Annotated in this window: 26 protein-coding genes; 8 read left to right on the forward strand and 18 right to left on the reverse strand. The window is 38.9% G+C overall.

The window, feature by feature from the left end; translation table 11 throughout:
- Nucleotides 1-34: 34 nt before the first annotated feature.
- The gene (locus C9J48_RS22225) at nucleotides 35-667 is read right to left on the reverse strand and encodes an HD domain-containing protein (protein WP_006231781.1); all 633 of its coding nucleotides are present in this window, start codon (nucleotides 665-667) and stop codon (nucleotides 35-37) included.
- A 165-nt stretch (nucleotides 668-832) separates the two neighbouring features.
- On the opposite strand from C9J48_RS22225, the gene C9J48_RS22230 reads away from it, so the two are divergent.
- Entirely contained in the window at nucleotides 833-1,159 is a 327-nt protein-coding gene (locus C9J48_RS22230) for a hypothetical protein (protein WP_006231782.1), read from the forward strand.
- Between the two features lie 346 nt (nucleotides 1,160-1,505).
- On the opposite strand, the gene C9J48_RS22235 is transcribed toward C9J48_RS22230, so the two are convergent.
- Nucleotides 1,506-1,781 carry a hypothetical protein gene (locus C9J48_RS22235; RefSeq protein ID WP_006231783.1) on the reverse strand — a complete coding sequence of 92 codons (276 nt, stop codon included), beginning with the start codon at nucleotides 1,779-1,781 and terminating at the stop codon, nucleotides 1,506-1,508.
- A gap of 539 nt (nucleotides 1,782-2,320) precedes the next feature.
- A complete protein-coding gene (locus tag C9J48_RS28005; RefSeq protein WP_006231784.1) occupies nucleotides 2,321-2,491 on the reverse strand; it encodes a hypothetical protein in 171 nt (56 codons plus the stop codon).
- Between the two features lie 291 nt (nucleotides 2,492-2,782).
- Here C9J48_RS28005 and C9J48_RS22240 point away from each other — a divergent pair, with 291 nt between their 5' ends.
- Together C9J48_RS22240 and cspE are read left to right on the forward strand one after the other, a co-directional pair.
- Nucleotides 2,783-3,682 carry a chemotaxis protein gene (locus tag C9J48_RS22240; protein WP_006231785.1) on the forward strand — a complete coding sequence of 300 codons (900 nt, stop codon included), beginning with the start codon at nucleotides 2,783-2,785 and terminating at the stop codon, nucleotides 3,680-3,682.
- A gap of 354 nt (nucleotides 3,683-4,036) precedes the next feature.
- Entirely contained in the window at nucleotides 4,037-4,246 is a 210-nt protein-coding gene (gene cspE, locus C9J48_RS22245; RefSeq protein WP_006228553.1) for a transcription antiterminator/RNA stability regulator CspE, read from the forward strand.
- Nucleotides 4,247-4,385: 139 nt separating this feature from the next.
- On the opposite strand, the gene C9J48_RS22250 is transcribed toward cspE, so the two are convergent.
- Both C9J48_RS22250 and C9J48_RS22255 read right to left on the reverse strand, forming a co-directional pair.
- Complete coding sequence (locus C9J48_RS22250) at nucleotides 4,386-5,690, reverse strand: inosine/guanosine kinase (protein WP_006231786.1); 1,305 nt, start codon at nucleotides 5,688-5,690, stop codon at nucleotides 4,386-4,388.
- A gap of 292 nt (nucleotides 5,691-5,982) precedes the next feature.
- Nucleotides 5,983-6,684 carry a DUF2786 domain-containing protein gene (locus C9J48_RS22255; RefSeq protein ID WP_006231787.1) on the reverse strand — a complete coding sequence of 234 codons (702 nt, stop codon included), beginning with the start codon at nucleotides 6,682-6,684 and terminating at the stop codon, nucleotides 5,983-5,985.
- A 278-nt stretch (nucleotides 6,685-6,962) separates the two neighbouring features.
- On the opposite strand from C9J48_RS22255, the gene C9J48_RS22260 reads away from it, so the two are divergent.
- On the forward strand, nucleotides 6,963-7,949 hold the full coding sequence (locus C9J48_RS22260) for a hypothetical protein (protein WP_006231788.1): 987 nt from the start codon (nucleotides 6,963-6,965) through the stop codon (nucleotides 7,947-7,949).
- 122 nt (nucleotides 7,950-8,071) lie between these two features.
- Here C9J48_RS22260 and C9J48_RS22265 read toward each other — a convergent pair whose 3' ends face one another.
- Together C9J48_RS22265 and C9J48_RS22270 are read right to left on the reverse strand one after the other, a co-directional pair.
- Nucleotides 8,072-8,515, reverse strand: a complete 444-nt coding sequence (locus C9J48_RS22265) for a DUF411 domain-containing protein (RefSeq protein ID WP_006231789.1) — start codon at nucleotides 8,513-8,515, stop codon at nucleotides 8,072-8,074.
- Nucleotides 8,516-8,575: 60 nt separating this feature from the next.
- A complete protein-coding gene (locus tag C9J48_RS22270) occupies nucleotides 8,576-8,992 on the reverse strand; it encodes a hypothetical protein (RefSeq protein ID WP_006231790.1) in 417 nt (138 codons plus the stop codon).
- A 424-nt stretch (nucleotides 8,993-9,416) separates the two neighbouring features.
- Here C9J48_RS22270 and C9J48_RS22275 point away from each other — a divergent pair, with 424 nt between their 5' ends.
- Nucleotides 9,417-9,779 (forward strand): helix-turn-helix domain-containing protein, encoded by a 363-nt coding sequence (locus C9J48_RS22275; protein ID WP_006231791.1) that lies wholly within the window; start codon nucleotides 9,417-9,419, stop codon nucleotides 9,777-9,779.
- 152 nt (nucleotides 9,780-9,931) lie between these two features.
- On the opposite strand, the gene C9J48_RS22280 is transcribed toward C9J48_RS22275, so the two are convergent.
- Nucleotides 9,932-10,651 carry a phosphatase PAP2 family protein gene (locus tag C9J48_RS22280; protein WP_006231792.1) on the reverse strand — a complete coding sequence of 240 codons (720 nt, stop codon included), beginning with the start codon at nucleotides 10,649-10,651 and terminating at the stop codon, nucleotides 9,932-9,934.
- A gap of 215 nt (nucleotides 10,652-10,866) precedes the next feature.
- On the opposite strand from C9J48_RS22280, the gene C9J48_RS22285 reads away from it, so the two are divergent.
- The 3 genes from C9J48_RS22285 (at nucleotide 10,867) to C9J48_RS22300 (ending at nucleotide 15,402) form a co-directional block, all read left to right on the forward strand.
- Nucleotides 10,867-11,844 carry a Gfo/Idh/MocA family protein gene (locus C9J48_RS22285; protein WP_006231793.1) on the forward strand — a complete coding sequence of 326 codons (978 nt, stop codon included), beginning with the start codon at nucleotides 10,867-10,869 and terminating at the stop codon, nucleotides 11,842-11,844.
- Between the two features lie 528 nt (nucleotides 11,845-12,372).
- Nucleotides 12,373-14,328 carry an LTA synthase family protein gene (locus C9J48_RS22295; RefSeq protein WP_006231795.1) on the forward strand — a complete coding sequence of 652 codons (1,956 nt, stop codon included), beginning with the start codon at nucleotides 12,373-12,375 and terminating at the stop codon, nucleotides 14,326-14,328.
- A gap of 198 nt (nucleotides 14,329-14,526) precedes the next feature.
- Nucleotides 14,527-15,402, forward strand: coding sequence for a GNAT family N-acetyltransferase (locus C9J48_RS22300; RefSeq protein ID WP_006231796.1), 876 nt, complete (start codon nucleotides 14,527-14,529; stop codon nucleotides 15,400-15,402).
- A gap of 20 nt (nucleotides 15,403-15,422) precedes the next feature.
- Here the strand turns inward: C9J48_RS22300 and dgcA are convergent, their stop codons facing one another.
- The 10 genes from dgcA to C9J48_RS22350 all read right to left on the reverse strand — a co-directional run bounded on the left by dgcA (nucleotide 15,423) and on the right by C9J48_RS22350 (nucleotide 25,217).
- Entirely contained in the window at nucleotides 15,423-16,442 is a 1,020-nt protein-coding gene (gene dgcA / locus C9J48_RS22305) for an N-acetyl-D-Glu racemase DgcA (protein WP_006231797.1), read from the reverse strand.
- Between the two features lie 14 nt (nucleotides 16,443-16,456).
- Nucleotides 16,457-17,461 (reverse strand): N-acetyltransferase DgcN, encoded by a 1,005-nt coding sequence (gene dgcN, locus C9J48_RS22310; protein WP_006231798.1) that lies wholly within the window; start codon nucleotides 17,459-17,461, stop codon nucleotides 16,457-16,459.
- Between the two features lie 187 nt (nucleotides 17,462-17,648).
- Complete coding sequence (locus C9J48_RS22315) at nucleotides 17,649-18,557, reverse strand: LysR family transcriptional regulator (protein WP_006231799.1); 909 nt, start codon at nucleotides 18,555-18,557, stop codon at nucleotides 17,649-17,651.
- A gap of 143 nt (nucleotides 18,558-18,700) precedes the next feature.
- A complete protein-coding gene (locus C9J48_RS22320; protein ID WP_006231800.1) occupies nucleotides 18,701-19,417 on the reverse strand; it encodes a DUF3581 domain-containing protein in 717 nt (238 codons plus the stop codon).
- Between the two features lie 230 nt (nucleotides 19,418-19,647).
- Nucleotides 19,648-20,094 (reverse strand): NUDIX domain-containing protein, encoded by a 447-nt coding sequence (locus C9J48_RS22325; protein WP_006231801.1) that lies wholly within the window; start codon nucleotides 20,092-20,094, stop codon nucleotides 19,648-19,650.
- Nucleotides 20,095-20,524: 430 nt separating this feature from the next.
- Entirely contained in the window at nucleotides 20,525-22,321 is a 1,797-nt protein-coding gene (locus C9J48_RS22330) for a bifunctional molybdopterin-guanine dinucleotide biosynthesis adaptor protein MobB/molybdopterin molybdotransferase MoeA (protein WP_006231802.1), read from the reverse strand.
- Nucleotides 22,318-22,902 carry a molybdenum cofactor guanylyltransferase MobA gene (mobA, locus tag C9J48_RS22335; protein ID WP_006231803.1) on the reverse strand — a complete coding sequence of 195 codons (585 nt, stop codon included), beginning with the start codon at nucleotides 22,900-22,902 and terminating at the stop codon, nucleotides 22,318-22,320. Before mobA ends, C9J48_RS22330 begins: the two co-directional genes overlap by 4 nt.
- Nucleotides 22,889-23,599, reverse strand: coding sequence for an ABC transporter ATP-binding protein (locus C9J48_RS22340; protein ID WP_006231804.1), 711 nt, complete (start codon nucleotides 23,597-23,599; stop codon nucleotides 22,889-22,891). Before C9J48_RS22340 ends, mobA begins: the two co-directional genes overlap by 14 nt.
- A 15-nt stretch (nucleotides 23,600-23,614) precedes the next feature.
- Nucleotides 23,615-24,316: an ABC transporter permease gene (locus tag C9J48_RS22345; RefSeq protein ID WP_006231805.1), complete on the reverse strand. Its 702-nt coding sequence runs from the start codon at nucleotides 24,314-24,316 to the stop codon at nucleotides 23,615-23,617.
- 49 nt (nucleotides 24,317-24,365) lie between these two features.
- The gene (locus C9J48_RS22350) at nucleotides 24,366-25,217 is read right to left on the reverse strand and encodes an ABC transporter substrate-binding protein (protein WP_006231806.1); all 852 of its coding nucleotides are present in this window, start codon (nucleotides 25,215-25,217) and stop codon (nucleotides 24,366-24,368) included.
- Between the last annotated feature and the right edge of the window lie 264 nt (nucleotides 25,218-25,481).

The raw sequence follows: 25,481 nt of genomic DNA on the forward strand, positions 1-25,481 counted from the left end.
TCTTGGCTGGGTATATCAAGATGCAGAGTTGTTGTTACGAAACACCGATTTCGTTTTGTAACTGCGCAAGAAAACCCTTCATATATACCGTTCTTATCAGCGCTTCTTTTTGGGCCGCTTTCGTATTCATGGTGTCTTTGAGCTTAAAAAGCTTGTTATAAAAGTGGTCGACAGAAAAGTGTTTATCATCATACTGACGGTGGCCACAGAATGGGTCATCATTCGAATATAAGCTTGCGCCAAATGTAGTACCGACCTGTATGCATCGCGCAATGCCAATAGCCCCTAAAGCATCAATTCGGTCTGCATCTTGTACAACTGCAGCCTCAATAGTTTTGGTATCGATGTTGGCACTATAACTATGCGCCTCTATAGCATGCTCGATGTCAGCGTAAAAACGCTTAGGGTAGTTGATCGATTTTAAGTAAGTAACGGCTTGTTTTGCTGCAAATTTAGAGCCTAAATGCCTATCAGGGTGATTTTTGGGTAAGGATACACAATCGTGCAACCAAGCGGCAGGAATCACGATATCTAACGATGCTCCTTCTTGAATGGCAAACGCTTTTGCTGAGGCAACAACCCGCTCTATGTGGTTGATGTCATGTGCAGGATCCGTTGCCATTATACTTAATATTATATCTTTTAATTGTCGTTCTACTTGCAGCATAAATCAGTATACCTTTCTGATCATTTCGTTAGAAATATACCATTATTGTGATAAAGAATTTAAACAAGTCACTGAGTCTTGTCTAGACTAACATTAAGTGACAAGGAAGAGTTATGAAGTCGTGGTTAAACAAATGGATAGAAAGCGAATCAAGGAATAAAAACTATGATGAAAGCAAGGCTAATTTTTATCGCTGTATTGTCATTATCGGCCATAGGTTGCACAAGTGCTGATTATGATAATTATAAATTCTTTCCTGAGGAATATGTTAGTAATGTTAAATATGACAGTATTTATCATTATGGCTATAACCAAGGTTGTGAGAGTGCGTTAAAAGCAAAGAATGTAGAAGATACCGACTATCAAAAGGATGAAACATTTGATGGGGGACTAACTCGATTTAATGATGGTTGGGATGCAGGTAATGCGGCATGTAAAAATGGATTGAGGAATGTTATGTACACATTGAAAAATTCAAGCCCTGAAAGTTAATAGACTTACAAATAAATTGTTTTTTAATTATAACTTACCGACAACGGTTAAATATTTTAACGTCATCGAAAAGGTGGCGTTTTTTATGTTGATTATAAATTTTAATGCTATGTAACTATAACCATAGGTGACTAAATGAAAGAAATTTTATTATCATGGAAACTTATAGGTGTTGCGAGATAAAGTATATTTTAATCGCAGGTTTTAATTTGAAAACGTATGAAAAAATAGGCTCTAAAAAGAGCCTATTAAACGAGTTTATCAATACAGTTAATGTCGAAATTACCTAGCCAGATTATTTCTTGATCGTTTTCTTCTGATATCAAAACACCGTATTGTTATCATATTACGCTGCTTTTGACTCTGTCATAGCAGTAATTTGATACTCTTGAAAGTTGATAGGTACAGCCATATGTACTTCAGATAGAAGCAAAAAAGCACTACCGTTCATTTCTACAACAACTTGTAGATAACGTTCAATAGCATTTTTTAATATCTGAGTCGCTTTATTGCTCCTTTGAGCATCCAAAGGAGAATAGCTGTTATTACTTGCATAAATAAAAATGTTGAAAGGAGCTTTACTTTTTTCAAGTTGCTCGACAAAATTAGCGATGTTTTTCATAAAAATCCTTTTTATAAACCAATATAATAATATTGATAACTCTTATTATGGGAATATTAATTAAATTTTCAATTAGAATTGATCTACTTTGTGCGTTAATTGAGAGGTTGGAAGGTTTTTCAACTAATTTTTGCAGTACGAAATACGAAATCGAGGTGAAGTTGTAGGTCGTGGTATATTTACCACTGCTTTAATGTGAGCTTGATTATTATTTGTTAGAACAGATAAAGGCTTGCTATTAAACAGGTTTTATATGATGGTGAGTGAAGTGCATGATTTTTCGCTAATTTTTTCTAATAATATGAGATTTCTTTTTATCGCACACCTATGTATGCAACCATTAGCTTATTGGGGTGATGTTTAATTGTTATTTTAAAATAATTAAACTTATAAGAGTAAGTGTAACTATTTATTACTGAATAGATTAAGATTTGTTTTTAACTGAAAAATAAAAAGCCAACATTTGTCAGCTTTTCGTTTCGTTTCCAGTAATACTTACATAAATGTTTATAAAGATACGTTGAATGTTCTGTACGGTTTTATGGATAGCCCCTTTCCTTCTTATCTGAGTCTTTATGTATTGTCCAATGCTCATTGGAATCGTAGTTTTCATCACAGATATCAATCGAAAAGCCCATGTCGACTATCTCTTTCAATGTTAAGTTATCTGCTAACTTGGCGATTTCTCCAACTCTATTACGTAGTTCCATATCAATCCATCCTCTTTGAACAAGCTACAGCATCACCTTAACTATAGTGTGAGTTTGTGTAATTTTCTTCCTGATTGATGGCTATAAGTAGATGAATATAGCAATATGTTGAAAAAGCCTCTCGATTACATAGTGATTTGTTTGATTAGGTTGGGAGTTTTGGTCATTAATGCTGAGTATTCTTATGATTAATTTATTGTCCATAAAATCAATAACCTTGATTCCTATAAGCTCTTTAAACGGTTAAAATAGTTTTCTATGTTATCGGCTATGTAATGATGGGATCGACTTATGATTAAAAGCGCAACCAACCAGTCTCAAGGGATGTTGCTTTTTCAACTGACACTTAACCAATCTTTTGCGATTGGGACTTTGAAAGTTAAAGAAATTGTTCCTTATACTCCGCTAACCGTTATTCCGCATTCTCATTCTACCGTTTTGGGTGCTGCCACTTTGCGTGGTCAAACATTCCCTGTCATCGACATGGCTAAAGCTGTTGGCTATAGAGCGTTGGTTAATGAGGAAATAAAAGATTGTTATATTATCATTACCGATTGCCAACGAAAGCTCGTCGGTTTTATGGTACGTGGTATCAATAAAATTACAGAATGTAATTGGCATGAAATTGATGCTCCACCTGTATCGTTAGGCAATAATGTGTTTGTTACTGGTGTAACAACCGTTGAAGATAATCTTGTTCAACTTCTAGATGTTGAATTGTTGATGTCAAAGATTTTTCCTGAAGACCCAAGTAGTCTTAATCCTGTATTAACAGATATTGAACGTGAAATATTACGTCCACTTAAGATTTTATTAGTCGATGATTCATCTGTTGCTCGACGTCAGTTATCACAAGCATTAGACAGTATTAGTGTTCCTTACTTTATATCAACGAACGGGCAAGATGCGTTAAATATGATGAAAAATGCAGCGGATAATAATGATCCGTTTCAGATTCTAGTCAGCGATATTGAGATGCCAGGCCTTGATGGTTATGAACTTGCTTTTGACGTAAAGAATACGGAAAAACTGAAAAGTGTTTACATTATTTTGCATACTTCCTTATCTAGTGAGATTAGCGTTTCCCAAGCTCATCAAGTTGGTGCTGATGAAGCACTCACTAAATTTGAAGCTAACGAGCTTATCCATGCAATGTTGCGTGGTGCTGAACGCCATATTGTTGTCGCTTAATATAGAAATTAGCAGTAAGAGAGGGGGGGTGGGTCACTTTTGTTATTATTAAACTTTTACATTTTCGTGTAACTTTTTGATAATTAGATGTAACTTGTGTTTCATAGCGTGTATTTGAGGTTAAAAGAAGGCCTGTACAAAAAATAAGCTGTACAAAAAGCGAGCAGGTGGTATTATCTCGCTCAGTTCTTCAGAGAGTTATTACATGCAGCATCAAGTACAAGTTAAACTTACAGCTACAAAAACGTTATCGTTATGTACCTATATGTTTCCTTTTATTTAGCGTAACAGTGTATAATTCAACAGATTATCACGTCGCATCTGCGACATTTATATATTAAATAAGGGACACATATGTCTAACACAACTGGTATCGTCAAGTGGTTTAACGAAGAGAAAGGTTTCGGTTTCATCACTCAAGACAACGGCGGCGCTGACGTATTCGTACATTTCCGTGCAATCGCTTCAGAAGGCTTTAAAACGCTTGCTGAAGGTCAAAAAGTTTCTTTTGAAGTAGAGCAAGGCCAAAAAGGTCTTCAAGCTGCAAACGTTGTAGCTTTATAATTCTTTAATAAAAAAGAAATTGATGAAAGGTCGCCTAGGCGGCCTTTTTTGTGTCTGTAATAAATGTTGATATAAAAAAAGGAGCTTATTAGCTCCTTTTTAATGGGTGTTTTTTAGATAGAAATTATAATTGGGCGAATCATCGTTCCCAGTATGCTTCTTCAAGGCAATCTTCACGCTCAGGCAATCCACGCGATAGGCGAGGGGCGTGTTGAGTTAGTACTTCATAACTTACACGGTTAGAGTACTGACAGATCTGTGAAAAAGAAGAGTATGCTAAGAATTGAGCGGTGTGCTTACTTGAATTTGGCACATTAGCTTTGTGGTAGCAATTTGCAGACATATCGTGCAGTAGTGCAGATAAAGCAGCATCACCAGCACCATTGGTATTTTTTATTTCAACAGGCCCCCCAAGATATGGGGCTATGTGTGAATAAACACGGATAGGGTTTTTACAGCTTTCTTTGATCATTGGTCGGCTAAATTCATGCTTATTGAATTCAGCAATACGGCCAGGTAACAATGGAAGCGTTGACTCGCGCTTTAATTCATCGTCACAGTAACCTGCCATGTATAAGCCAACTGGTCCCGCAGTACAAAGAACCATATCAACCCAATCGAGTGCTTTATCTGCAGCGATTAAAGGGTCTTTTTCACCCGTTAATGCTTCAGCTTCTTCTTCGTTCATCGCAACGCAGGTGACGTGTTCTTTTAAGAACTCAATCCACCATTCTTCTTTACCTTCGATGACGTATTTAGTGCCCAATGTAAGCACAACAGGTACATCGTGCTTTTTCGCGTACTCAATTGCCTTAAGTGCAGCGCTTTTCATTGGGTCAGTTGGCTTACCACGAACCAAATATGAAGACAGCACAAGGGCTGATGCTTTTTCAAATGCGCACTCAGGTATGCTTTCTGGGCGAAGCTGATTCATTTGACCTTCGTTTATTGCGAAAGTACGTTCACCATCTTCACTTATCAGCGTATAACAACGACCTATAGGGCCATCGACAGGCTGTAAATAGTCTAAATCCATTCGACTAGATGTATTACATAAGTAACGGTAAGCGTACGAACCAATTTTAAGATCTTGGCTCATAACACCTAAAAGAATTGATTTATCATCAGCTAGCACAGAATAGTTGTGCAGTGTGTTACCAATGGTATCACCTGGGTATTCGTGGCTGATCAATTTCCGTTCTTTCAGTTCAAGGTAAAGCAATTCAGCTTTATCTTCATCAAGAACTAAAGAGTGACCTTTACTCAAAGCATGTCTTGCTAAGAAGTCATCATCAACGCGTGCTTCAATATCAACAATGGTTTGACCAACACCAACAGGGTGTGTACGTGCTAGTGGATTATCTTGTTGGATTTGAGCTACTAATGGATCACGGGCATTAACTGGGAAATAATGCTTGGATTTACGCTGACCAGGAAATTTCATGTGTAAAGGCTACGGGATTCATGGGATTTTGTTTAATGTTAACATAAAAGCGAGACATCTCTCTCATTTCATTGCAAAGTGATGATAAATTATGGCTTTATGCTTCTTTTTTAAACGTAAACAACCTACTTTCTGTTAATCGATATTAATGGATGAAATATTGACTGCTAAAAAACGATTATTACGAATAGTAAGTTTGGGCATACAGGGGGGAAGTAGCAAAAAGCCGTAACAAGTACGACTTCTTAAGGGCTGCGAAACCAATGAAAATGTATTGATATTCTATGATGAATTATTTGTCTAGCAGCTTATAATCTTGTTTAGTCGCTGAACCACCAACAGGACGATTGACTGAAATAGCGCGTCCTTTTTTCATTCCCTTTTCGTAATCGTCTGTAATTCCCTTCATTGCTTCTTGTAGCTGTTGTTTGAATGTTTCGCGATCTAGGTTTTCAAACTGCTTGTCGATGTAGTTTGACATACGCTGTTCATGATCATCGTCAGTATTTAAAACCGGTAACTTTTCAAGTGCACCTTCCAGCCACCCGGCTAAAAAAGATGCCACACGTCGAGCAACTTCTGCAGTACTTGTTCCTGTGCCCGCAAAGCTATTTCGGAATTGGCCTGTTTGTTGATTCATTTCGCGGTAAACAATATCAAACGCAAAAGCTGCAAAAATAGCTCGTTCAGCAACACCAATAAACTCTGCCTTCTTTAAACCTTTATGGTTGGTAAGTACACATTCAACACCGAAACGACGATTAATGCCTCGGATGATTTTAAGAATCTGAGTACTTACATCTGCAGGTAATAAGGTTTCAGATTTGGTTTTGCCCATTTTGATGAATTCGATATCATCTTGATCTAAGCCGTATTTCAGCATTAGACGGTGTGCCATTCGAATAGCTTGCGCTGCTTCGTTGATGTTCGCAGAGTTACCCAGCTCTAGGCATTTAGCTATTTTTTTCAGCGCCTTTCGCTTCTGTTCAGACATTCAATCACACTCTTATTCAAAACGGGCACATATTTTAACTTTTTCCGCGGTACATTTGCAAAAAATGAATGTCTTTTTTTTAAAATAATACGAGATATCTGAATAAGATCGCTCGGTGTTGTATGGAAAACAAACAGTAAATCAGTGAGGTAAAACAAACTTGGTCATTCATGTTGATTTAACCGAGGGGGGATCAGCATAATAGGCTAACGTTACGCACTTACTATTTGAATCTAAGCTGTTCGTATTGATTCTTAAATGCAGGATAATAAGCCACTATGATCGATGACTATCAGTCTATTGATGTTCCTTTTGAATTCCGTCATACCTGCTGGTTTTGCGGCGAACCGTATTATAAATTACATGCATTTATGGCATCGCCTAATTACGATAACCAAACATCACCCATCATGATTCCAGCTTGCAAAGAGTGTTTTACTTTTAGTAAATCTATAAAAGTGAGTAGCTTGGATTTACTGCGCGACAAAGTAAAAGATAAGCTTCATAAGCATTATGAAAAACACCTCCAAATTGGTGTTAATTGGACCAAACAAGAGCTTGAAGATTCAGGGATGGAAGGTCGAGCTTTTGAAGGCTTCCGTGATAAAGCTTGGATAATGTTTGAAATTGCAAAAGAGCGAGTCAATTACTCTGGTTGGGATCTTAGCGTTGATGGTATTCCTGTCGTAGGCTTAACAACAGCGTTTCAGTTTGAGTTTAATGGAATAGTATATACCAGCCTTGTTCAAGCCGTAGAGCAGTTATCTAAGGCTTATAATATCCCTCAACCATACCTTGAAGATGTTGTTGAGCTAGTGGGGCGTACTAAACTGGCTTATGCGATTCGTTTTTGTAAAACAACCTATGGCTATTCAGCCGCTGAACGTGAAACGAGTTTATTGAGTTTAAAAGCGCTACTTGCTGAACAACAAGTGCTTGATGAGCAAATGAACCTGCAACAAAAAACAGACAATGCATTACTGAATGTTCAACTTTCATCGATCAAGGAATTGATGTTGTACCGAACCATGATTTCACCACATGCTATTCTGTGGGCTTTACAGCGTGGTATTACGACATTAGTGGGGCTTTCTCAGCAAGAAGATGCCTTCTTTGAATTCTTTATGAAAGACTCTGAATTAACGGCGTTTACGTATTTTAATGGGCTGCAAATCTATTACGAAAAGCGTGAGACAGACCCTGCATGGGCAGAAAATGACGATCCAAATAGGTTGCTATTTGACCGTATTGAAAAGATGAATTGATAAAAAAGCCAGCTAGTTTTGATATGCTTTCTACTAGAAAGAACATTTCTAACTGGCTTTTTCAAAGAACATACCTTACTCAAGTATCGTGACTAAAATAGCTCTACATGCATTAGGCCGTGTTATTGATTATGCGTAGACCAGACCATCGTTTTACCATTTTCGTCAAATGCTAAGACTTCATACGGGTCTTTTTGATCGTCATATTCCATGCCTGGCGAACCCATCGGCATTCCAGCGACGGCGAGCCCAATCATACGTGCTGGCTTCTTATCTAAGAATCGTTTAACTTCATCGGCTGGTACATGACCTTCGAAAGTGTAGCCTTCGATTTCTGCAGTATGGCATGATGCGTATTCAGGGCGTAGACCCAGTTCAATTTTGATTGGTGTCAGATCTTCTTTGTATACAACATCAAGATCGAAGCCATTATTTTCCATATGTTTTACCCACTCTTTACAACAGCCACAGTAAGGTGATTGATAATTTGTCCCTTTAATGACTTGTGCAAAAGATGAAGTGCTAAGGGTAAGTAAAACAAGGGCTGATAGGTGTGAAAATTTCATGGTTAATCCTAATTTATCTAATTGATATCAAATGTAATATTGTTTGAGTTTTTGATGGAATTAAATAAATACAGGTGGGCGTAAGATGGGTTCATTACGTGAAAAAAGCTGACCTTGCGGTTCAATGAAATGATCAATGTGCGTACTTTCAGGGGTGAATAAAAAGCTAGGTAATATTGCGATGGGGCTAACTTGAGAGTGACAATCTGCATCACTACAGCATTGTGTAATGGTTGACGCTGCTTTATCCATACCTGAAGAATGTGAATCACACATGTCAGTTGAGGGTATAGATGATGAGCCCGCCGAAGACGTCATTTTATGCATTTGCATTGTAGGACAACACAGCATTGCTTCCATACAATTAGATGGCTGAACGACGTTTTTTGAGTATAGAGGACCTGCATTCGCTGTAGTTGAAAGAACAGTGAATAGCATGGTCATTAATACAAATTTTGAGACAAGCTTTCTAAGCATACTCATTTCTTCATTCGCCGTAATTACAAAGCGCTAAATTAAGGTGAAGGTTCACACTGATAGCGAAATGATTATATCTTGCTTATATTCTCAAACAATCCCTTTCCTTGATTATTCTGAAAGTATTATCGATTTTGATATAGTTTGCTGTCGTACTCTAAAGATTTTAAGCCAATGTTAATACTCAAACAGTTTAATTGCAGAATACAGAGTGATTTCAACGTGTTTATTTCAAGGGAAAGACGAATAGAAATGCTATTTCCTTTCAAGTTATTGATACTTCACATGTTGTAATTTAATACAGAAAAAAGCTGTTACATATTCATTCTTTATACAGAATAAGCCTTACTTTTCCCTGACATTAATGGCTGAATTGTACGTTTAAATATCAGTATAAATAAAAAAATGCGCTAGGAATTTGAGTATGCAATACACCGAACAAGACCGTAATATTTTACATGATACATGGATGAGCTATAAAGCAAAAATGCGTGTAACTCAAATTGAAATGGCAAAACGGTTAGGGGTAAGCCAGCTTGTATTTTCTGATATTTTGAGAGGTAAGTTACCTTTAGAGCATCAGTTCGTGACTCAGTTTTGTGATTTTATTGGTGTTGATCCCGCAATAACACTGCCATCTTTACGTAATAAAGTCGGGGCTTCTATGCCTAATTCAGTCACTGTGAAGAACACGTATATACTTGATGGTGATATAAAAAAGGTGTATTACACTGGAAACCAGCTTGTTGTTGAATATGAACACAGCGTAAGTGAAACTGCAGCATAAAATTTTCAGCGACATTATTTTGTAAGTGATACTTTTTGTTGAACAATTTAGAGCAATCTATGAAAGAGCCCCCAAGTAATTTTATTCGTATTAACGAACAAGACTGCTTGAGGGCTCTTTTAGTATTTGCTGTTTATAGGGTCAGCGGAACTTTATTTAGAGTCGGTACTATTCCATTCTGGTACAAGACAATATAAAAGCCCAGCACAGACAATTGAGGTTAACAAATCTAAAGGCCAATGCATGCCAATCCAAAGGCGACTTGTTCCCACACCTGTTGCCCATAGGGTGATTAGCAACGCAGGAATAATTTGTTTTCTTCTAAAGAGAAAACCACCCCAAAAGACAACACAAATTGCGGCAAAAATCGTGTGTCCAGAAGGCATTGAATAGTTCGTTTCACCTTGCCAATGACGAATGCGCCAGTCACTCACATTTTCTTTTGCCTGCTCAACAACTTGATCTTTTCCTGCATTATCTAATTGATAAAATTGCTCTACAGAATCAACTAAGCCAAGTTGTTGAAGTTCATAAGCATAAGGGCGGGGTACTTCAGTTATGTGCTTTAAGCCGGTTTTCGCCGCAAAGCTCAGCACAAGTAAAATACCAAATTGTATCCATAATTGAAGCATCTGTTTTTTAGGCAGCTTCATGAATAGGGGAATGGTACACAATAATGCTGTCGTTATTAAGAAATACGGACTACCGGCTGAATCCGTTAGTAAGGTATTAAGTAGCCCAATGCTGTTGTTAACATCACCCGTAAGTGGTGGATTTTGAAAAAGAACAATAACCGTGGTCATTAATACAGCAAACACAAGAAGTGCGCTTAGCCCCGAGATTTTTTTTGCGATAAAAGAAGATGCTAGCATTTGATTATATTTTTCGTTAAACAGACATGAATGGTATCAGAGGGTAGACCTCACAAAGTAAAAAAAGTGTCATATTTTGTAATTTAAAGTGAATATAAAAAACGATAGGCCTAAAAAATCATATGTTTACACTTGTTTTATATGAAATGACGATTTGTGGTAATCTCGATTTGTTACCACGCCGTTGTGGTTTAAAAAGAAAGAGATGAAAAATCATGAAAATAGCGGTTATAGGCTTAGGTGATATTGCGGTTAAAGCATATTTACCAGTACTAACGCAACGAGATGGCATTGAGTTAGTTTTTTGTACCCGTAATGAACAGCGATTAAAAGAGTTAGTAAATACGCATCGAATTACTAAATATTGTACAGATTATAAGATGTTGATTTCACATCAATCGACTGATGGCAAACGTGGTATTGATGCTGTCATGATTCATAGTGCAACATCATCGCATTATGAAATTGCTCAGTTCTTTTTATCTCATGGTATCCCTGTATTTGTCGACAAACCTTTGTCTGATTCTTATCAAGAATGTGAAGCGCTATATGAAATGGCAGAGCAACAGAAACAGCCACTATTTATGGGTTTCAATAGACGTTACATACCGCTTTATAATGCCTATCTTGATGGTGTACAACGGAATGATTCGAAACAACCTTCCTCGTTGTTACCTAAGCCGTCATTAATGTCTTTACGCTGGGAAAAAAATCGTCATAACTTACCCGGAGATATCCGTACATTTGTTTTTGATGATTTTATTCACCCACTAGACAGCATTAATGTAGCAACGAATGTGACAGAAGACGACTTACATTTAGTGACTCAATTTGATGCGAATCAGTTGGCACGTTTAGATGTTCAATGGCAAAAAAATCATACTATTTTCCATGCTTCAATGAATCGTACCTTTGGTGTGACGAAAGAGAAAATCAGTGCTAATTATCGTAATACCTCATACGAATTCGATTCATTTGTTTCTGGTACAAAGTGGGAAGGCGGTAATGAGCAGCGTATTTACCTACCTGATTGGACGCCAATGTTAACGTCGAAAGGCTTTACGGGCATGATCGAGCATTGGATCTCCGTCATTGAGCAAGGTAAACAAGATAGCTCTTTAGTTGATAGAAACTTAAGTACCCATTATTTGTGCGGTCATATTTGCCAGAAGATTGAAACGATGAAGCAGTAATTGTTCGAAAGAATTATTAATGGTTTGGCGGTTGATTGTTATAAGCGTCATTTAGAGATAAATGGCGTTGTCTTATGCATGTTCGTAAGTACCTCTTTAATTCTGAACATAAGCTTTCTATCAACCTTATTTTTATTTCTCATTTGGTGATGTTAATCGCATTTATGAGGTTAAATATTTTTGTTTATATTGCTAATGCACTAGAAGGAATGCTGAACATTTATAACTTTATCATTTACTTGGTTGATTATTAATCAATAGGATCTTGGTAAGTATTATATTAACATCTTCACCTTTTCGTGATTTTCTTAAATTACAGCTAGTTATCATTTTTTCTTCTTAAATTTCAGTCAATGATTAGTAAATTTTAAATAAGTTCAATGATGTGTTTTCATTCTGTTTAGAGTTATTTGAGTTTTTGAACAGTGTTCTTTATCCTGCCATAAACATTCACAGTTTATATGTTTACTTCAAAGAATATTAAAAATTAAATATAAAACTTGGTTTATATAAGACAGGATTCTTTACATGCTTGATTCTTTTAAAAGACGTTCAGGGATTTTTTACCCTATTTTTACAACGTTCATTATTTGCCTTTTCATTCTAACATTTTCTCGGGTCGGATTAAGCCTGTGGCAGCATGATCGCGTTAGTGATGCTACTGGCTGGTCTACTATTCTGCTCAGTGGTTTACGAATTGATATTTCGAGCCTCTGCTATTTACTGATATTGCCTGCATTGTTGACATGTATAATATTAACAAAGGGAACTGTAGGACGAATATGGTTGATTATTTTACGGCTATGGATTGTGGCGAGTTTATGGTTTGTTGTATATATGGAGCTCGCGACGCCATCGTTTATCATGGAATATGATGTTCGTCCTAATCGTTTGTTTGTGGAATACCTTGTTTATCCCAAAGAAGTTTTTGGTATGCTTTGGAGTGGTTATAAACTAGAGTTATTTATTGGCTTTGTTGTATCACTTCTTACTGTTGTCGGTGGTTGGAAACTGAGTAAACATCTTGTATCCAATCTCAGCTACCCTCGTTGGTACTGGCGTCCTGTTCTCGCTGTTTTCATTGTTGCTATTGGTGTGATAGGTGCGCGTTCTACATTTGGTCATAGGCCTTTAAACCCTGCAATGGTTGCTTTCTCCAGTGATCCATTAATGAATGATCTTACACTTAACTCTTCGTACTCCTTGTTATTTGCGGTTAAACAAATGAGCTCAGAAGATGATGCGTTTAAGTATTATGGAAGTATGGACTCTAAGAAAATTATTGGGCTGGTCCGTCAATCGACAGGTATACCTAACGATAAGTTCTTATCTGATTCAATGCCGACATTAACAACTCGTGAAGCAACCTATAAAGATAAGCCTAAAAACTTAGTTATCTTGTTACAAGAAAGCTTAGGCGCACGTTATGTGGGTGGGTTAGGGGGATTACCTCTTACACCCAATATCGATGCATTGATGCAAGAAGGGTGGAACTTTACGCGAATGTACGCAACGGGTACACGTTCTGTTAGAGGGATAGAAGCGGTAACAACGGGGTTTTCACCCACTCCTGCTCGTTCAGTTGTTAAACTAGGTAAAAGCCAGACTAATTTCTTCACTATTGCAGGTTTGCTGAAACAGAAAGGTTATCAGACCCAGTTTATCTATGGTGGTGAAAGTCACTTTGATAATATGAAGACCTTCTTTTTAGGTAATGGCTTTGTTGATATGCAAGATTTTCCGACATTTAATAACCCTAACTTTGTTGGTTCTTGGGGGGCATCAGATGAAGACTTATATACGAAAGCACATCAGCAATTCACTGAATTAGAAAAAAAGAAGAAACCATTTTTTAGTTTAGTATTTACATCATCAAATCATAGCCCTTTTGATTATCCCGATGGACGTATAACACCTTATAATTCCCCGAAACAAACCCGTGAGAATGCTGCGAAGTATTCGGATTATGCATTGGGTGAATTTATAAATAATGCGAAAGCATCAGATTACTGGAATGATACTATTTTTGTTGTTGTTGCCGATCATGATTCGCGGGCATATGGTAATCAACTTGTACCCATTGATCATTTCAGGATCCCTGCGGTCATTTTTGGTGGTGGTGTAGAACATAAGAAAGATAACCGTTTAACCAGTCAGATTGATTTACCGCCTACATTGTTGTCGATGATAGGTATAGACAATACAAGCCCGATGATTGGGCATGATATGACGAAGAATATTGACGAATCAAAACTTCGAGCAATGATGCAGTTTTATAAAAACTACGCTTGGATGGACAATAATAATAATGTTGTTATTTTTCAGCCAGAAAAAGAAGCTGCTGGCTTTCGTTATGATGAAAAAACAACGCAATTATTAAATAAAGAATTACCTGAGAATATGATTGAAATGGCAAGGGCGAATGCATTGTGGGGAAGCTTGGCTTATAAAAATGATTACTATCAATCCCAAACAACTCAGTAATCATTTGAAATAATGAGTTATGTTGTTAAAAACGCTTTCATTTATTTGAAGGCGTTTTTATGTGCAATAGACTGCGCAAAGCGTGACGCTTGCAGCATTGTTGCAGAATAACTCGGTACAAATCACGTTAAACGTCAATAATTCAGTATTATAGAGCACTTCTCATTTTGGTTGTTGGTAAGGCGTAGGGTTAAAGGGATGGGTAATTGTCGGTATAGTGTGTATTCGCATGATGGTGAAAGTATCTCGCTCATTGATAGCTATGATATTTGGGCTGATGTTGTATTAAATATCGCTGGGATTAATTTACACTCTGTAAAAGACCACATCTATATTGTTGATCATCATGCGCTTGAAGGTGATGATGATGTGTTTGTTGTTAAGCCTTCGCAAGGCATAAAAAGTACTGGACATCGACGCCAATGCTATCTTGATGATTTATTTTTAACACCTATTAATTCGTTAGAAATTGGGGAATTAACTGAGCTATTGCCTATTCCAGAAGCGAAACTTATTTTAGTGCCCTTAGCTGACTCGAAGCCTGTTTTAGATGAGTTGTTGCATAAAGATGGGAATGAGCAGATAAATGCACAATTGAGCGATATGGTGGCTATTCGTTATTCACCAATAACTCGCTTTTTAGACCCCAATAATGATGTTTGCTTGCAATTGTATATAGGAAGTAGCGTTGTTGCTATCGCAAGCTTTAGCCGTTACGTTGAAGATCACCGTTTCCCTTTTTCAAAGCATGAAATTAGCTATGAACTCGCCTTGCATACTGTATTTGTTAAACCAGAGTATCGAAATATTGGTTTAGCAACATCATTGAGTAAAGCAATTATTGCTATCGTAAAGCATGATATGAAAAGAATTCAAAAAGTGCTGAGTGTTGGTAACTTGAGGCTAAGCCCATGGTTTTCTGCCATTGCTTTAAGTGCTGGTGGAGAAGCGATTTGCGATCAAATAAGTGAAGCGTTTGTCGAGGCTAACGAAGATGTATTCGATGAGTTAGAGGAAAAAGGGCTCAAAGTTACTTACCAAGAGCCGATTATTTGTGTTGAAAGCCTCGTTTAGTCGTTATACCCAGTTCGCGCTTAAATAACGATATAGCCGGATTGGTATCGTAAGCCATTCTCACGGTCGTGAGCCAATAGAACAGGCCCATCTAAATCAACGATTTCAGCACGGGCTGCAATCGGCAATGCGGCTTCCATTGCAAGTGATGTTCCCAGCATACAGCCCATCATAACGGTGAACCCCATTTCAATTGCCTTAGATTCCAGTGCAAGGGCTTCAGTTAACCCACCTGTTTTATCTAGCTTGATATTGACCATTTCATAGCAACCTAACAGCAGTGCTAAATCTTGGCTAGTATGACAACTTTCATCTGCGCAGACTGGTACTGGGTGAGGAATACCTAACAGTTTGTTATCTTCACCTTTAGCGACAGGCTGCTCGATCATGGCAATATTTAATTCGGCGAGTTGGCTGAATATGGCGTTAAGGTCTAATTCTCCCCATGCCTCATTCGCATCTAAAATAATTTTAGTATCAGGTGCTATGACTTGAATCGCTGTGCGTATCGCTTTAACACGCTCAATGATTTGTTCACTGTCTAGCTTCACTTTGAGTAATTTTGCGCCTAACTCACAATACTCTCTAGCTTGTTCTGCCATGATCTCCGGCGTATCAATTGATACTGTCATTGCCGTGATAATATTCGATTGAATGTCAAAGCTCTGTGTCGGAAAGTCAATGCCTTTTTGCTGTTGTTCTAAGCGCCATAATGCACAATCAATGGCATTACGAGCAGCACCTGCTGATAACAACTGCGGCAGAGATTTATGCAGCTCGACGCTATATAAATCAGAGCTAGATAAATCTGAGTCATGTAGGCTGGAATGATGCTCAGCATGATTGGCGACGTGCTTTATTTGTTCGATAACGGATTCAACCGTTTCACCATACCGTGCGTAAGGCGTACATTCACCTTCTGCGATAATGCCGTTGTGCTCAATGATGACTTTTACCACATCAACATGGGTACGTGATCCACGGGAAATAGTAAATGAACGCGCGAGAGGGAATTGTTCGTGAATCGCTGTTATTTTCATTTTTTACTATCCATTTAAATTGAATGTAGTTTATCGACAATGCAAGAAACACCAAAGCGTACAGGGTCTGTTACTGGTAGGCCGTATTCAGATGACCATTGGTGGCATAGATCAAGCGCATCTTGTTCAGAGATTGCGGATGTGTTTAAACAAACTCCAATCCATTGCGCATTCGGATTTGTGAGTCTTGCAGCTTGAAGGTTAGCTTTTAAAACATCATGAATAGCTGGAATTGGCATATGAGGCAAATGACGAATATGTTGACGACCTACCTCATGGCACAAGACTAACGCATCAGCCTGGGCACCGTGTAATAATCCTAAGCTAACCCCTGCATATGAAGGATTAAATAATGATCCTTGTCCTTCTATGACATCCCATTCGTGATCACAGAAATCAGGGCTAATTCGTTCTACCGAGCCTGAAATGAAATCGGCAACCACAGCATCAATAGAGATACCCGAGCCCGTTATTAAGATCCCTGTTTGCCCTGTTGCACAAAATTTAGCTTTTATTCCTTGTTGATTCATTTCTTTTTCAAGGGCTAACGTGGTGTACATTTTTCCTACAGAACAATCGGTACCAACTGCCAATAAACGCTTTCCTTCCCGTGGCTTACCATTACCTACATCTAGGCTTTCATCATAATGGCGCACATCAAACAGTTGGCATTGATGCTTTTTAGCAAGTGAATTTAATGAAGGAAAATCCGTTAAACGTTGGTGCATACCAGATGCAATGTTAAAGCCTAATTCGAGTGCTTGTTCAAGGGTATTAACCCAAGAGGCAGGAATGTATCCCCCCGCATTCGCCGTGCCAATCATTAAGGTTTTAGCTCCAAGTTCTTTTGCTTCTTGTAATGACAGATCATCTAAGCCAAGTGAGACAGTTTCATCTGTAAGGCGAATTTGTCCGACACAAACATCAGGGCGCCATTGATGAATACCTTGCGCTGTTTTAGCTGAAAGTGGATCGGTAACGTCGCCTAGAAATAATAGGTATGGCTGAGGGATCTGCATTATACATCCTTGAATTAGTGAGTTGGCTCAGTAGAACCAAAGCATCGCCTTAGGCGAGGGATGTAACGACAGTAGTATGAACGCTTTAAATTGCCGAATACTTATATAGTAGAAGGGTATAACGTCGTGTTATAGGTGAGGAGTTAAGTTAACCTGAAGGGCACAATCTTATAGTGTTGTAGCGCGTTTATATTGGCTTGATGATGTTTGATCGTAACTGAGAAACAAATTGCTGAGCCGTTATATTCAATGGGCTGTGATCTGCAAATAAGATAGAAACAGAAAAAGAAATATCCGTTTCAAGTTTGAATTGTTTAAGTTTCCCTTCGTATAATGTCGCTGTCCACGGGTCGACAATCGCGATGCCTGCACCTTGCAATACAAGTTCTGCCGCTGCGCTATAGGTTCGTACTACAATTTGTGGCTGATAAGTAGGGTCAATGTGATGAATAGCATGATTAAGGGCGTAACCTAAAGGGTCTCGTGAATCTAGCCCGACAATCTTTGGTGACGCTGTCACACTATTAAGTAGCAGTTCTGACAGGCTAACGATGTTTGACTGTAAGGTTTCTAATGTCGGTGCATCATTAGGGTGGCAGACTAAAATCATATTAGTTGATAAAAGGTGCTCGCTGGTAATAGCTGGTGGTGTGTTCTTACCAAAGCAAATGGCTAAATCTAACTGGTTTTGAATTAAACTTTGGCATAGGCCATCACGGTTATCTGTGGCGAGCTCTATAGATAGGTTGGTATCTTGGCATACATCTGCAATCGTTGGTGTTAGTAATGAAGTGGCAAGAATCGGTGTTGCGCCAATGCGAAGGTGCTGACTGCCTTTTTTTATCTTATTAGTGAGCGAGTGTAAATTACCGAGTTGTTGATAGATTTTTTCAGTTTCGGGTTGTAACTGTCGAGCTTCTTCTGTTGCCACCAACCGCCCTTTAATACGTTGAAAAAGAGCAAAACCGAGCTGCTGTTCTGTGTGAGAAAGAATGCGTGTAACGTTAGGTTGTGAAACATGAAGCATGCGTGCCGCACCAGATACAGATCCTGACTTCATAATGGCGTAGAAAACTTCAATTTGTCGTAAATTCAACGTTGAGTCCTTTCTATATTCGATACAACCTGTATTTGGTATAACAATACTATCTGAATATTATTATGACAAATAAAGAAAAAGCCTGTAAAAACAGGCTGTAATATTCTTTATTTGCTCAAGTTTCGTAATGAAAGGTGCTATTAAGCAGCTACATTTAAAAATCTATCTTTACGATCGTTAAAACGGTTAACCAAATCATCAATATCATTTTGGCAATATGGCTTCAAGCCACTCATTACCATACGCTTACGGCCTGTACCAACCACTTCGCCATTTTCTTTGAAACAGAACATTAGGGTAACGCTACCACGTTTGCCTTCAACGGTAATTTCAGAATCCGTTAGCTCTACTGTTGGAGCAGAAAAATCAAGGCGTGTGAAATCAAGTTCCATACTTTCATAGATAACCAATGGGCGGGTAGGGTTAATCATGATTTGTTTTGATTCCATTAGCGGAACCATGATGTGCGGAAAGTTCATGCCAGAAAATTGCACATAGTTTTTTGTTACTTGGCCAATAAGCTCTTGGTCGGTTGTTGTTTCACCTTCACGGGTGATATGCAGGTATTCCTTACCTTTTTCATCAATTAATGACATGTCTGTATCAGACTTGGTATCAATATTTAGTGCTATGCCATCATTAATCATGCCTGCAAATTCAAAACGCATTTTTTGGCTTAAGCCCGTTTTTGAAAGTACCACAGAAAAAAGTAGGTCGCCTGGTACACAAAAACGTTTGTTATCTTCATCGTGGATAGGGTTGAAATCACCCGCAATTTTTTTTGCGAAGTGGCTTGCTTGCTCACGAGTAAAAGAGAATTCACCGTTTTGTTCTGAATAATACGAGTCTAAAAACATGCTTAACTTTTTAATACCTAAGTGATTAACTGTATCCCATTCTACATGAGAAAATAGTTTAAATGGTCTAGCCAGATGTTCTGTTTAGAAAACAAACAGTCCGTTATACCTAAGAGTATGACAGAAAGTGAAGTATATTTACGCGTTGATAATCATTCTTTGTTGTATCTATCAATAAAACTGAAGTTGAAGTGATTATTTAATTTTAAAAACAATAAGTTACGATATTTTTAAAGCTTGTGCCCTAGATAGATATTTGAAAAGTTTTTATGTTGAAAAATATCAACCAAGCTAGAAGGGAAAAATAGTAGGCTTGGAAGATCATCCAACTTTATCCATTCGTATCCAATTTGCGCGGGATCCATCTTATGGGGCTCGTGAGTAAAGATAGGGTTAATACCTTCTACGAATATTTCTACTTGGTGGAAATGATTGGGAAGGTAGCTTGTTGGTTGTCTATCTGATATTAAATCTCGTATACACAATACTTTCCCCATTTCAGCTTGTAAGCCGACTTCTTCTTTGATTTCTCGGTGAAAAGCATCTTCTAATGTTTCGCCATGCTCAACGCCACCACCTGGGGTTATATACCAAAAGCCGCGATCATCGTGATGTTTACACAACAGTATTTTATCATCTTTATAAAACACAGCGCGTATTGAAAGTCGTGGTGACATCAGTTTCCTGTTTATTTTCGGGTTAATATCGACCCAAATTTGAAATTAATGAGAATATAACCTTGGTTTATATAAGGATAAATGAGTTTTACAGTGCATCTACTAGCATAGTTATGTATTATTCGCGGCGCAAACATAATAAAAACAGGTCAATACCGAATTTTAGGCTAGGGTTGCTTTATCTGAGAACGATATAAAAATAGTGCAAATTATACTTCAAATGCATTTTTGTAGATTGAAGAGCAGCACACAACATCAACTTCTAACGTGTAGAAGACTCAGGAAAAATAAAGCAGCACGGAAGCTGCAAACAAAAAAAGCACCAGTATTCGAGGATACTTTCCTCGAATACTGAGTGCTAATAATGTACCAATGAATGTTGAGCTATGATGGTGTAGTCCAGCAACATTGAGTATGCGTTTGCAGCTTTTTAAATTCGACTTTTCAGCGGAATCACACGTACTGTGCCACCCACTTCAGCATTTGCCTGCTCGGGCAATACTTCCACTAAGCAATTTGCTTCACTCATCGAACGTAAAATACCAGAACCTTGCTGCCCGGTTGATTTAACCGTTAAGCGGCCATTAGCATCAAAGCTGAAAATACCTCGTGTATATTCAGTGCGGTCAGGACGAGAGCGGAAGCGTTCTGAAGCTATAGCATTCAATACTTCGGGCTGCCAGTTATTGATACCTTGAAGCTTGCGAATAGCGGGTTCAACGAACTGAAGGAAAACAACCATGACTGCAACAGGATTACCAGGCAGACCGAAGAAAGGGGTATCTGCTATTTGACCAAATGCAAGAGGGCGGCCTGGACGCATATTGATCCGCCAGAAATTAATGAGCCCAAGTTTGTCTAATACGGTCTTAATGTAGTCAGCATCGCCCACCGATACACCACCTGAAGATAAAATCAGATCCGCTTGCTCGCTGGCTTTTACTAATGTTGCTTCTAGCGATGCTTCACTGTCTTCAATAATACCTAGGTCGATAACTTCACAACCTGCTTGTGTTAGCATGGCGTGCAATGTATAGCGGTTGGAGTCGTAAATACAGTTTGTTTTTTGTGCTTCGCCTGGGTGTTGAACTTCATCACCAGTTGAGAAGATAGCAACACGAACAGGTGCGTTAATTTTAACACTATCGATACCTAAAGAGGCGAGCATACCTAATTCTGGCGCTTCAATTTTTGTGCCTGCAGCGACAGCTGTTTGTCCTAGCGCAAGATCTTCACCGGCTTGACGAACATTTTGACCAGCATATATTGCCGACATGTTCAGGTTAAAGGTGACGGTGTCACCAATTTGTTCTGCTTGCTCACGCATCACGACAGTATCGGCACATTCTGGCACAGGCGCACCTGTCATTATGCGAATAGCTTGGCCTTTCTCTAATGGGGTATCATAGCTATGACCAGCCATCACCTGCGCGACAACGTTATAGTTATCACGTTCTAAATCATCGCCACGAATAGCGTAACCATCCATTGCTGAGTTCGTGTGTTGCGGTACATTGACGGGAGATAAAATGTCGCGTGAGACAATTTGACCCAATGCGGCTTTTAGGTCGACTTTTTGTGTGCTCTGTAACGCCTCAATTTGGCTGAGAATGCGGTCTCGTCCTTCATCAACAGATAACATACCGCTCGGTGTTAAATCGCCACACAATAAGCCTTGTTTGTTTTCTTGCGTGTTGGCTTTGTATTCGTTGTTACCTTTAGCAAAAGCAACAACGAAATCAGTAAGCTTTTCAAGGTTGTTAATATCAAGTTTAGGCAGCGTTGTATCGGCATCAACATTAGCGGCAACTGCGATAATATTGCTGTCATCAGGGTGTAACCAAGGTTTGCCGACTTCTTCACGATGTAATTCAATTTTCGGGAAACTGAGCTTCTTAAAGCCTTCAACCAAAATAAGATCCAGTTGAGTTTGGTCTAATTGTGCAATCAGGTAGGGAAGAGACGCTTCTTCCTCCGGAGTCTCAGTCACCAGAGCGCGACGATAGCGCGATGAAATTAACATCTGGCTTGCACCTGCTTTACGTAAACGGTAGCTGTCTTTACCTTCTTGGTCGATATCAAAGTTATGGTGAGCATGTTTAATGACTGCAACACGAATACCGCGCTCAACCAATTTAGGCAGCATGGCTTCTAGAAGGGTTGTTTTGCCTGTTCCGCTATAAGCCGCGAAGCCTAACAATGGCAGAGAAGCGTTAAATTGACTCATAATGTCTGTCCAAATTGTTGTAGTTCTTCGGGCGTATTCAAATTAACAAAAGCGTTTGGCTGATCGCTAAAATCGACGGTGATCATGTTGCACTGGCGGTAAAGTAGAATGATTTTTCTATCGCCATTGGCGAGAAATGCTTCTAATTTTGGTAAGATGCGGCGGTGAAGTAGGGTGACTACGGGCTGAATGTGCTCGCCATCATGCGCTACTGCGATGTCTGTGTCTTCAGAGCAAGCATTGGTCATTCGTTCGACTAAGTCGTGAGGTAGTTGGGGGCAATCGCAAGGTACAAAACCAATCCACTCATCATTTAAGTGATGAATGGCAGCATGAATACCACCTAGAGGACCAGGGTAGTCTTGAATATTATCGCCAAACACAGAACCGTACTGTGCATAACGTTCTTGATTTCGGTTTGCGTTAATCGTTATCGATGACGTTTGTGGAGAGAGAGTACCGATAACGTGCTCGATCATTGCTTTGCCTGTTAATTCAACCAGGCCTTTATCGTTGCCGCCCATGCGGCTGGCTTGTCCACCCGCTAAAATTACCCAACTTGTTTGTTCAGCCGAAGGCATAATCGTCCTTATCTTTGTCTTTTGTGACGAGCTGTAAATCTGCTCGTTCTATTAGTTTTGTATTGCTGATAGTCCATTGGCGACGACAAAGTGCAGTGAGTGCATTTTGTTGGTGGCTTGTGATAACCAATGTTGAACCACGCTCCAGCAAATCTTTTGCCAGAATAACTTGTCGCTCGATTGATTCTTTATCAAGACTAGCACTGGATTCGTCCATCAAGAGTACACTGGGTTTTAACACCCATGCGCGTGCCATTGCAACGCGTTGTCTTTCACCGCCGGATAACACCGAAATGTGTTCATCAGCCAAGGTTTCTAACCCTACCATACGTAAGGCATTTATAGCTTCACTTCGTCGCGTTTGGCGGTCTTTAATGGCGAACTTTAAACCATAACAGACGTTTTCAAATACTGAACCGTCAAACATGTAAGGTGTTTGGTGCATATAAATAATGCCACCTTTGGTATTACCTTTAAAAAGACGGTAGAGCCAAGATTGATTTTGAAGATTCACTTTACCCGTTGTGGGCTTTTGTAACCCAGATAAAATTTTCAATAGTGTGGTTTTTCCTACACCATTGTCACCAGTCAGATAGATTGCATCGCTAGGACCAAGCGTGAGTTGAGGGACATGAAAAAGCAAGCGATCTTTAAATCGCATTGAAAGATCATGTGCTTGAATTGAAATTTGTGACATCACCTGTTCCTCAGCTTAATTGGTACGCAAGTGGGCTTTCCCACGAGCAACAGATAAAAAGAAGTTTAGACCTAATGCGAGAATCAGTAATACCATTCCTAAGGCAACGCCTTGGGCAAATGCACCTTTTGAGCTTTCAAGGGCAATCGCTGTGGGAATATTACGGGTTGAATTTAAAATGTTGCCTCCAACCATCATTGAACAACCGACTTCGGTAATGATGCGACTAAAGGCGGCGATAACTGCGGCAAGCAGTGGAAAGCGAGATTCCCACATCAAGCTCATTAATGCACGGGGTAAGCTAGCACCCAGAGTTAATGCTGTTTCCCATGCACGGCGGTCACTATTTTGAAAAGCAGCGTGCATCATAGAAACAAGAATGGGAAAACAGATCATCATTTGGCCGATGATCATTGCTTGCTGCGTAAACAGCATTTTCCAGTCCCCCATAGGACCAGAACGCGATAGCATCATATACAGTAATAAACCAATCACCACTGTAGGAATGGATTGGAATGTATTAAATAGAGACAAGATAAGCCAACGCCCAGGGAACTTCCCATAGGCGAGGGCAAAACCAATCACTAAAGCGGGTATCAGCACAATGCTAATAGCCAACAAAGAAACGGAAAATGAAACGCCAACAATGCCCCATAGTGCCATGTCGCCACTAAAGAGAAGTTGAACTGCTTGTTGGGTCGTTTGCCAAATATCCATTATATTTACGTTTTTTCCGTTTCAATGTGTTTAGTAAGAGGTAACACTTTTATTGAACAACAGCATTAGCAACGAATAGCTGCTCACCGTGGCGCTGGTAGCTATTGATCATAGCTTGCGCTTTAGGGTTAACTAACCAGTCACTGAATGCTTTAGCACCTTGGTAGTTGATGTCTGGGTAACGGCTTGGGTTAACCAGAATAACTTGGTAAGGGTTAAAGAGACGTTTGTCACCTTGTACTAAGATTTTTAGATCCAGTTTGTTCTCGTATGCTAACCAAGTACCACGATCGGTTAATGTGTAGGCTTGCAGTTCAGATGCCATGTTCAATGTTGGCCCCATACCTTGCCCTACTGCTTTGTAACCACCGAAGTTAGGCTCAATTTTTGCCTGTTCCCACAAACCCAATTCTTTTTTGTTTGTACCTGAATCATCACCACGTGAAATAAAAGTAGCATTGTAAGAAGCAATGTCTGTAATGGCTTTGACAACATCTTTATCAGCATTTATTTTGGCAGGATCCGCTTTTGGACCGACTAAAACAAAATCGTTATACATCAGTTTACGTGGAAGTACACCAAAACCATCATCCACAAATTTTGCTTCAGATTTAGGTGCGTGAGTCATTACTAAATCAACATCACCATTTTGTCCCATACGCAGTGATTTACCGGTACCTGCAGCTAAAACATCAACGGTATAACCGGTATCTTTTTTAAATTCAGGCAGTAGGTAATCTAACAAACCAGAGTGATAAGTACTGGTTGTTGTCGCAAGGCGGATTTTCATGTTTTCTTGTGAGTTGCTTTGTGAACTATCTTGAGCATAAACGCTTGCCGTTGAAGCAAGGGCTAGAGTCACAATCGACGTTTGAATAAATGTCATCGGTTTTACAGTCATAAGTCTTCCTGACGAAATAAGTTACATTATTTGTAATGTATAAAATTAATAATACGCATGCATTTAGGTGCTTGAAAAAAGCACTCATTACCAACTTACAAGCAAATCAGGTGCCAAGTTGTAATTCAATGAGATGATAATGCTTTTTAAGTGTTTAACTTAATGATTTAAAACAACAAATAATTAAGTAGTCAGGCCTCGTTCCATAAATGTATGAAACGGCTTTGACTTTGTTGACCTCGATGAGACAAAATGTCGCAACTA

It is taken from the genome of Photobacterium profundum, from assembly GCF_003026285.1.
Lineage (GTDB): Bacteria > Pseudomonadota > Gammaproteobacteria > Enterobacterales > Vibrionaceae > Photobacterium > Photobacterium profundum.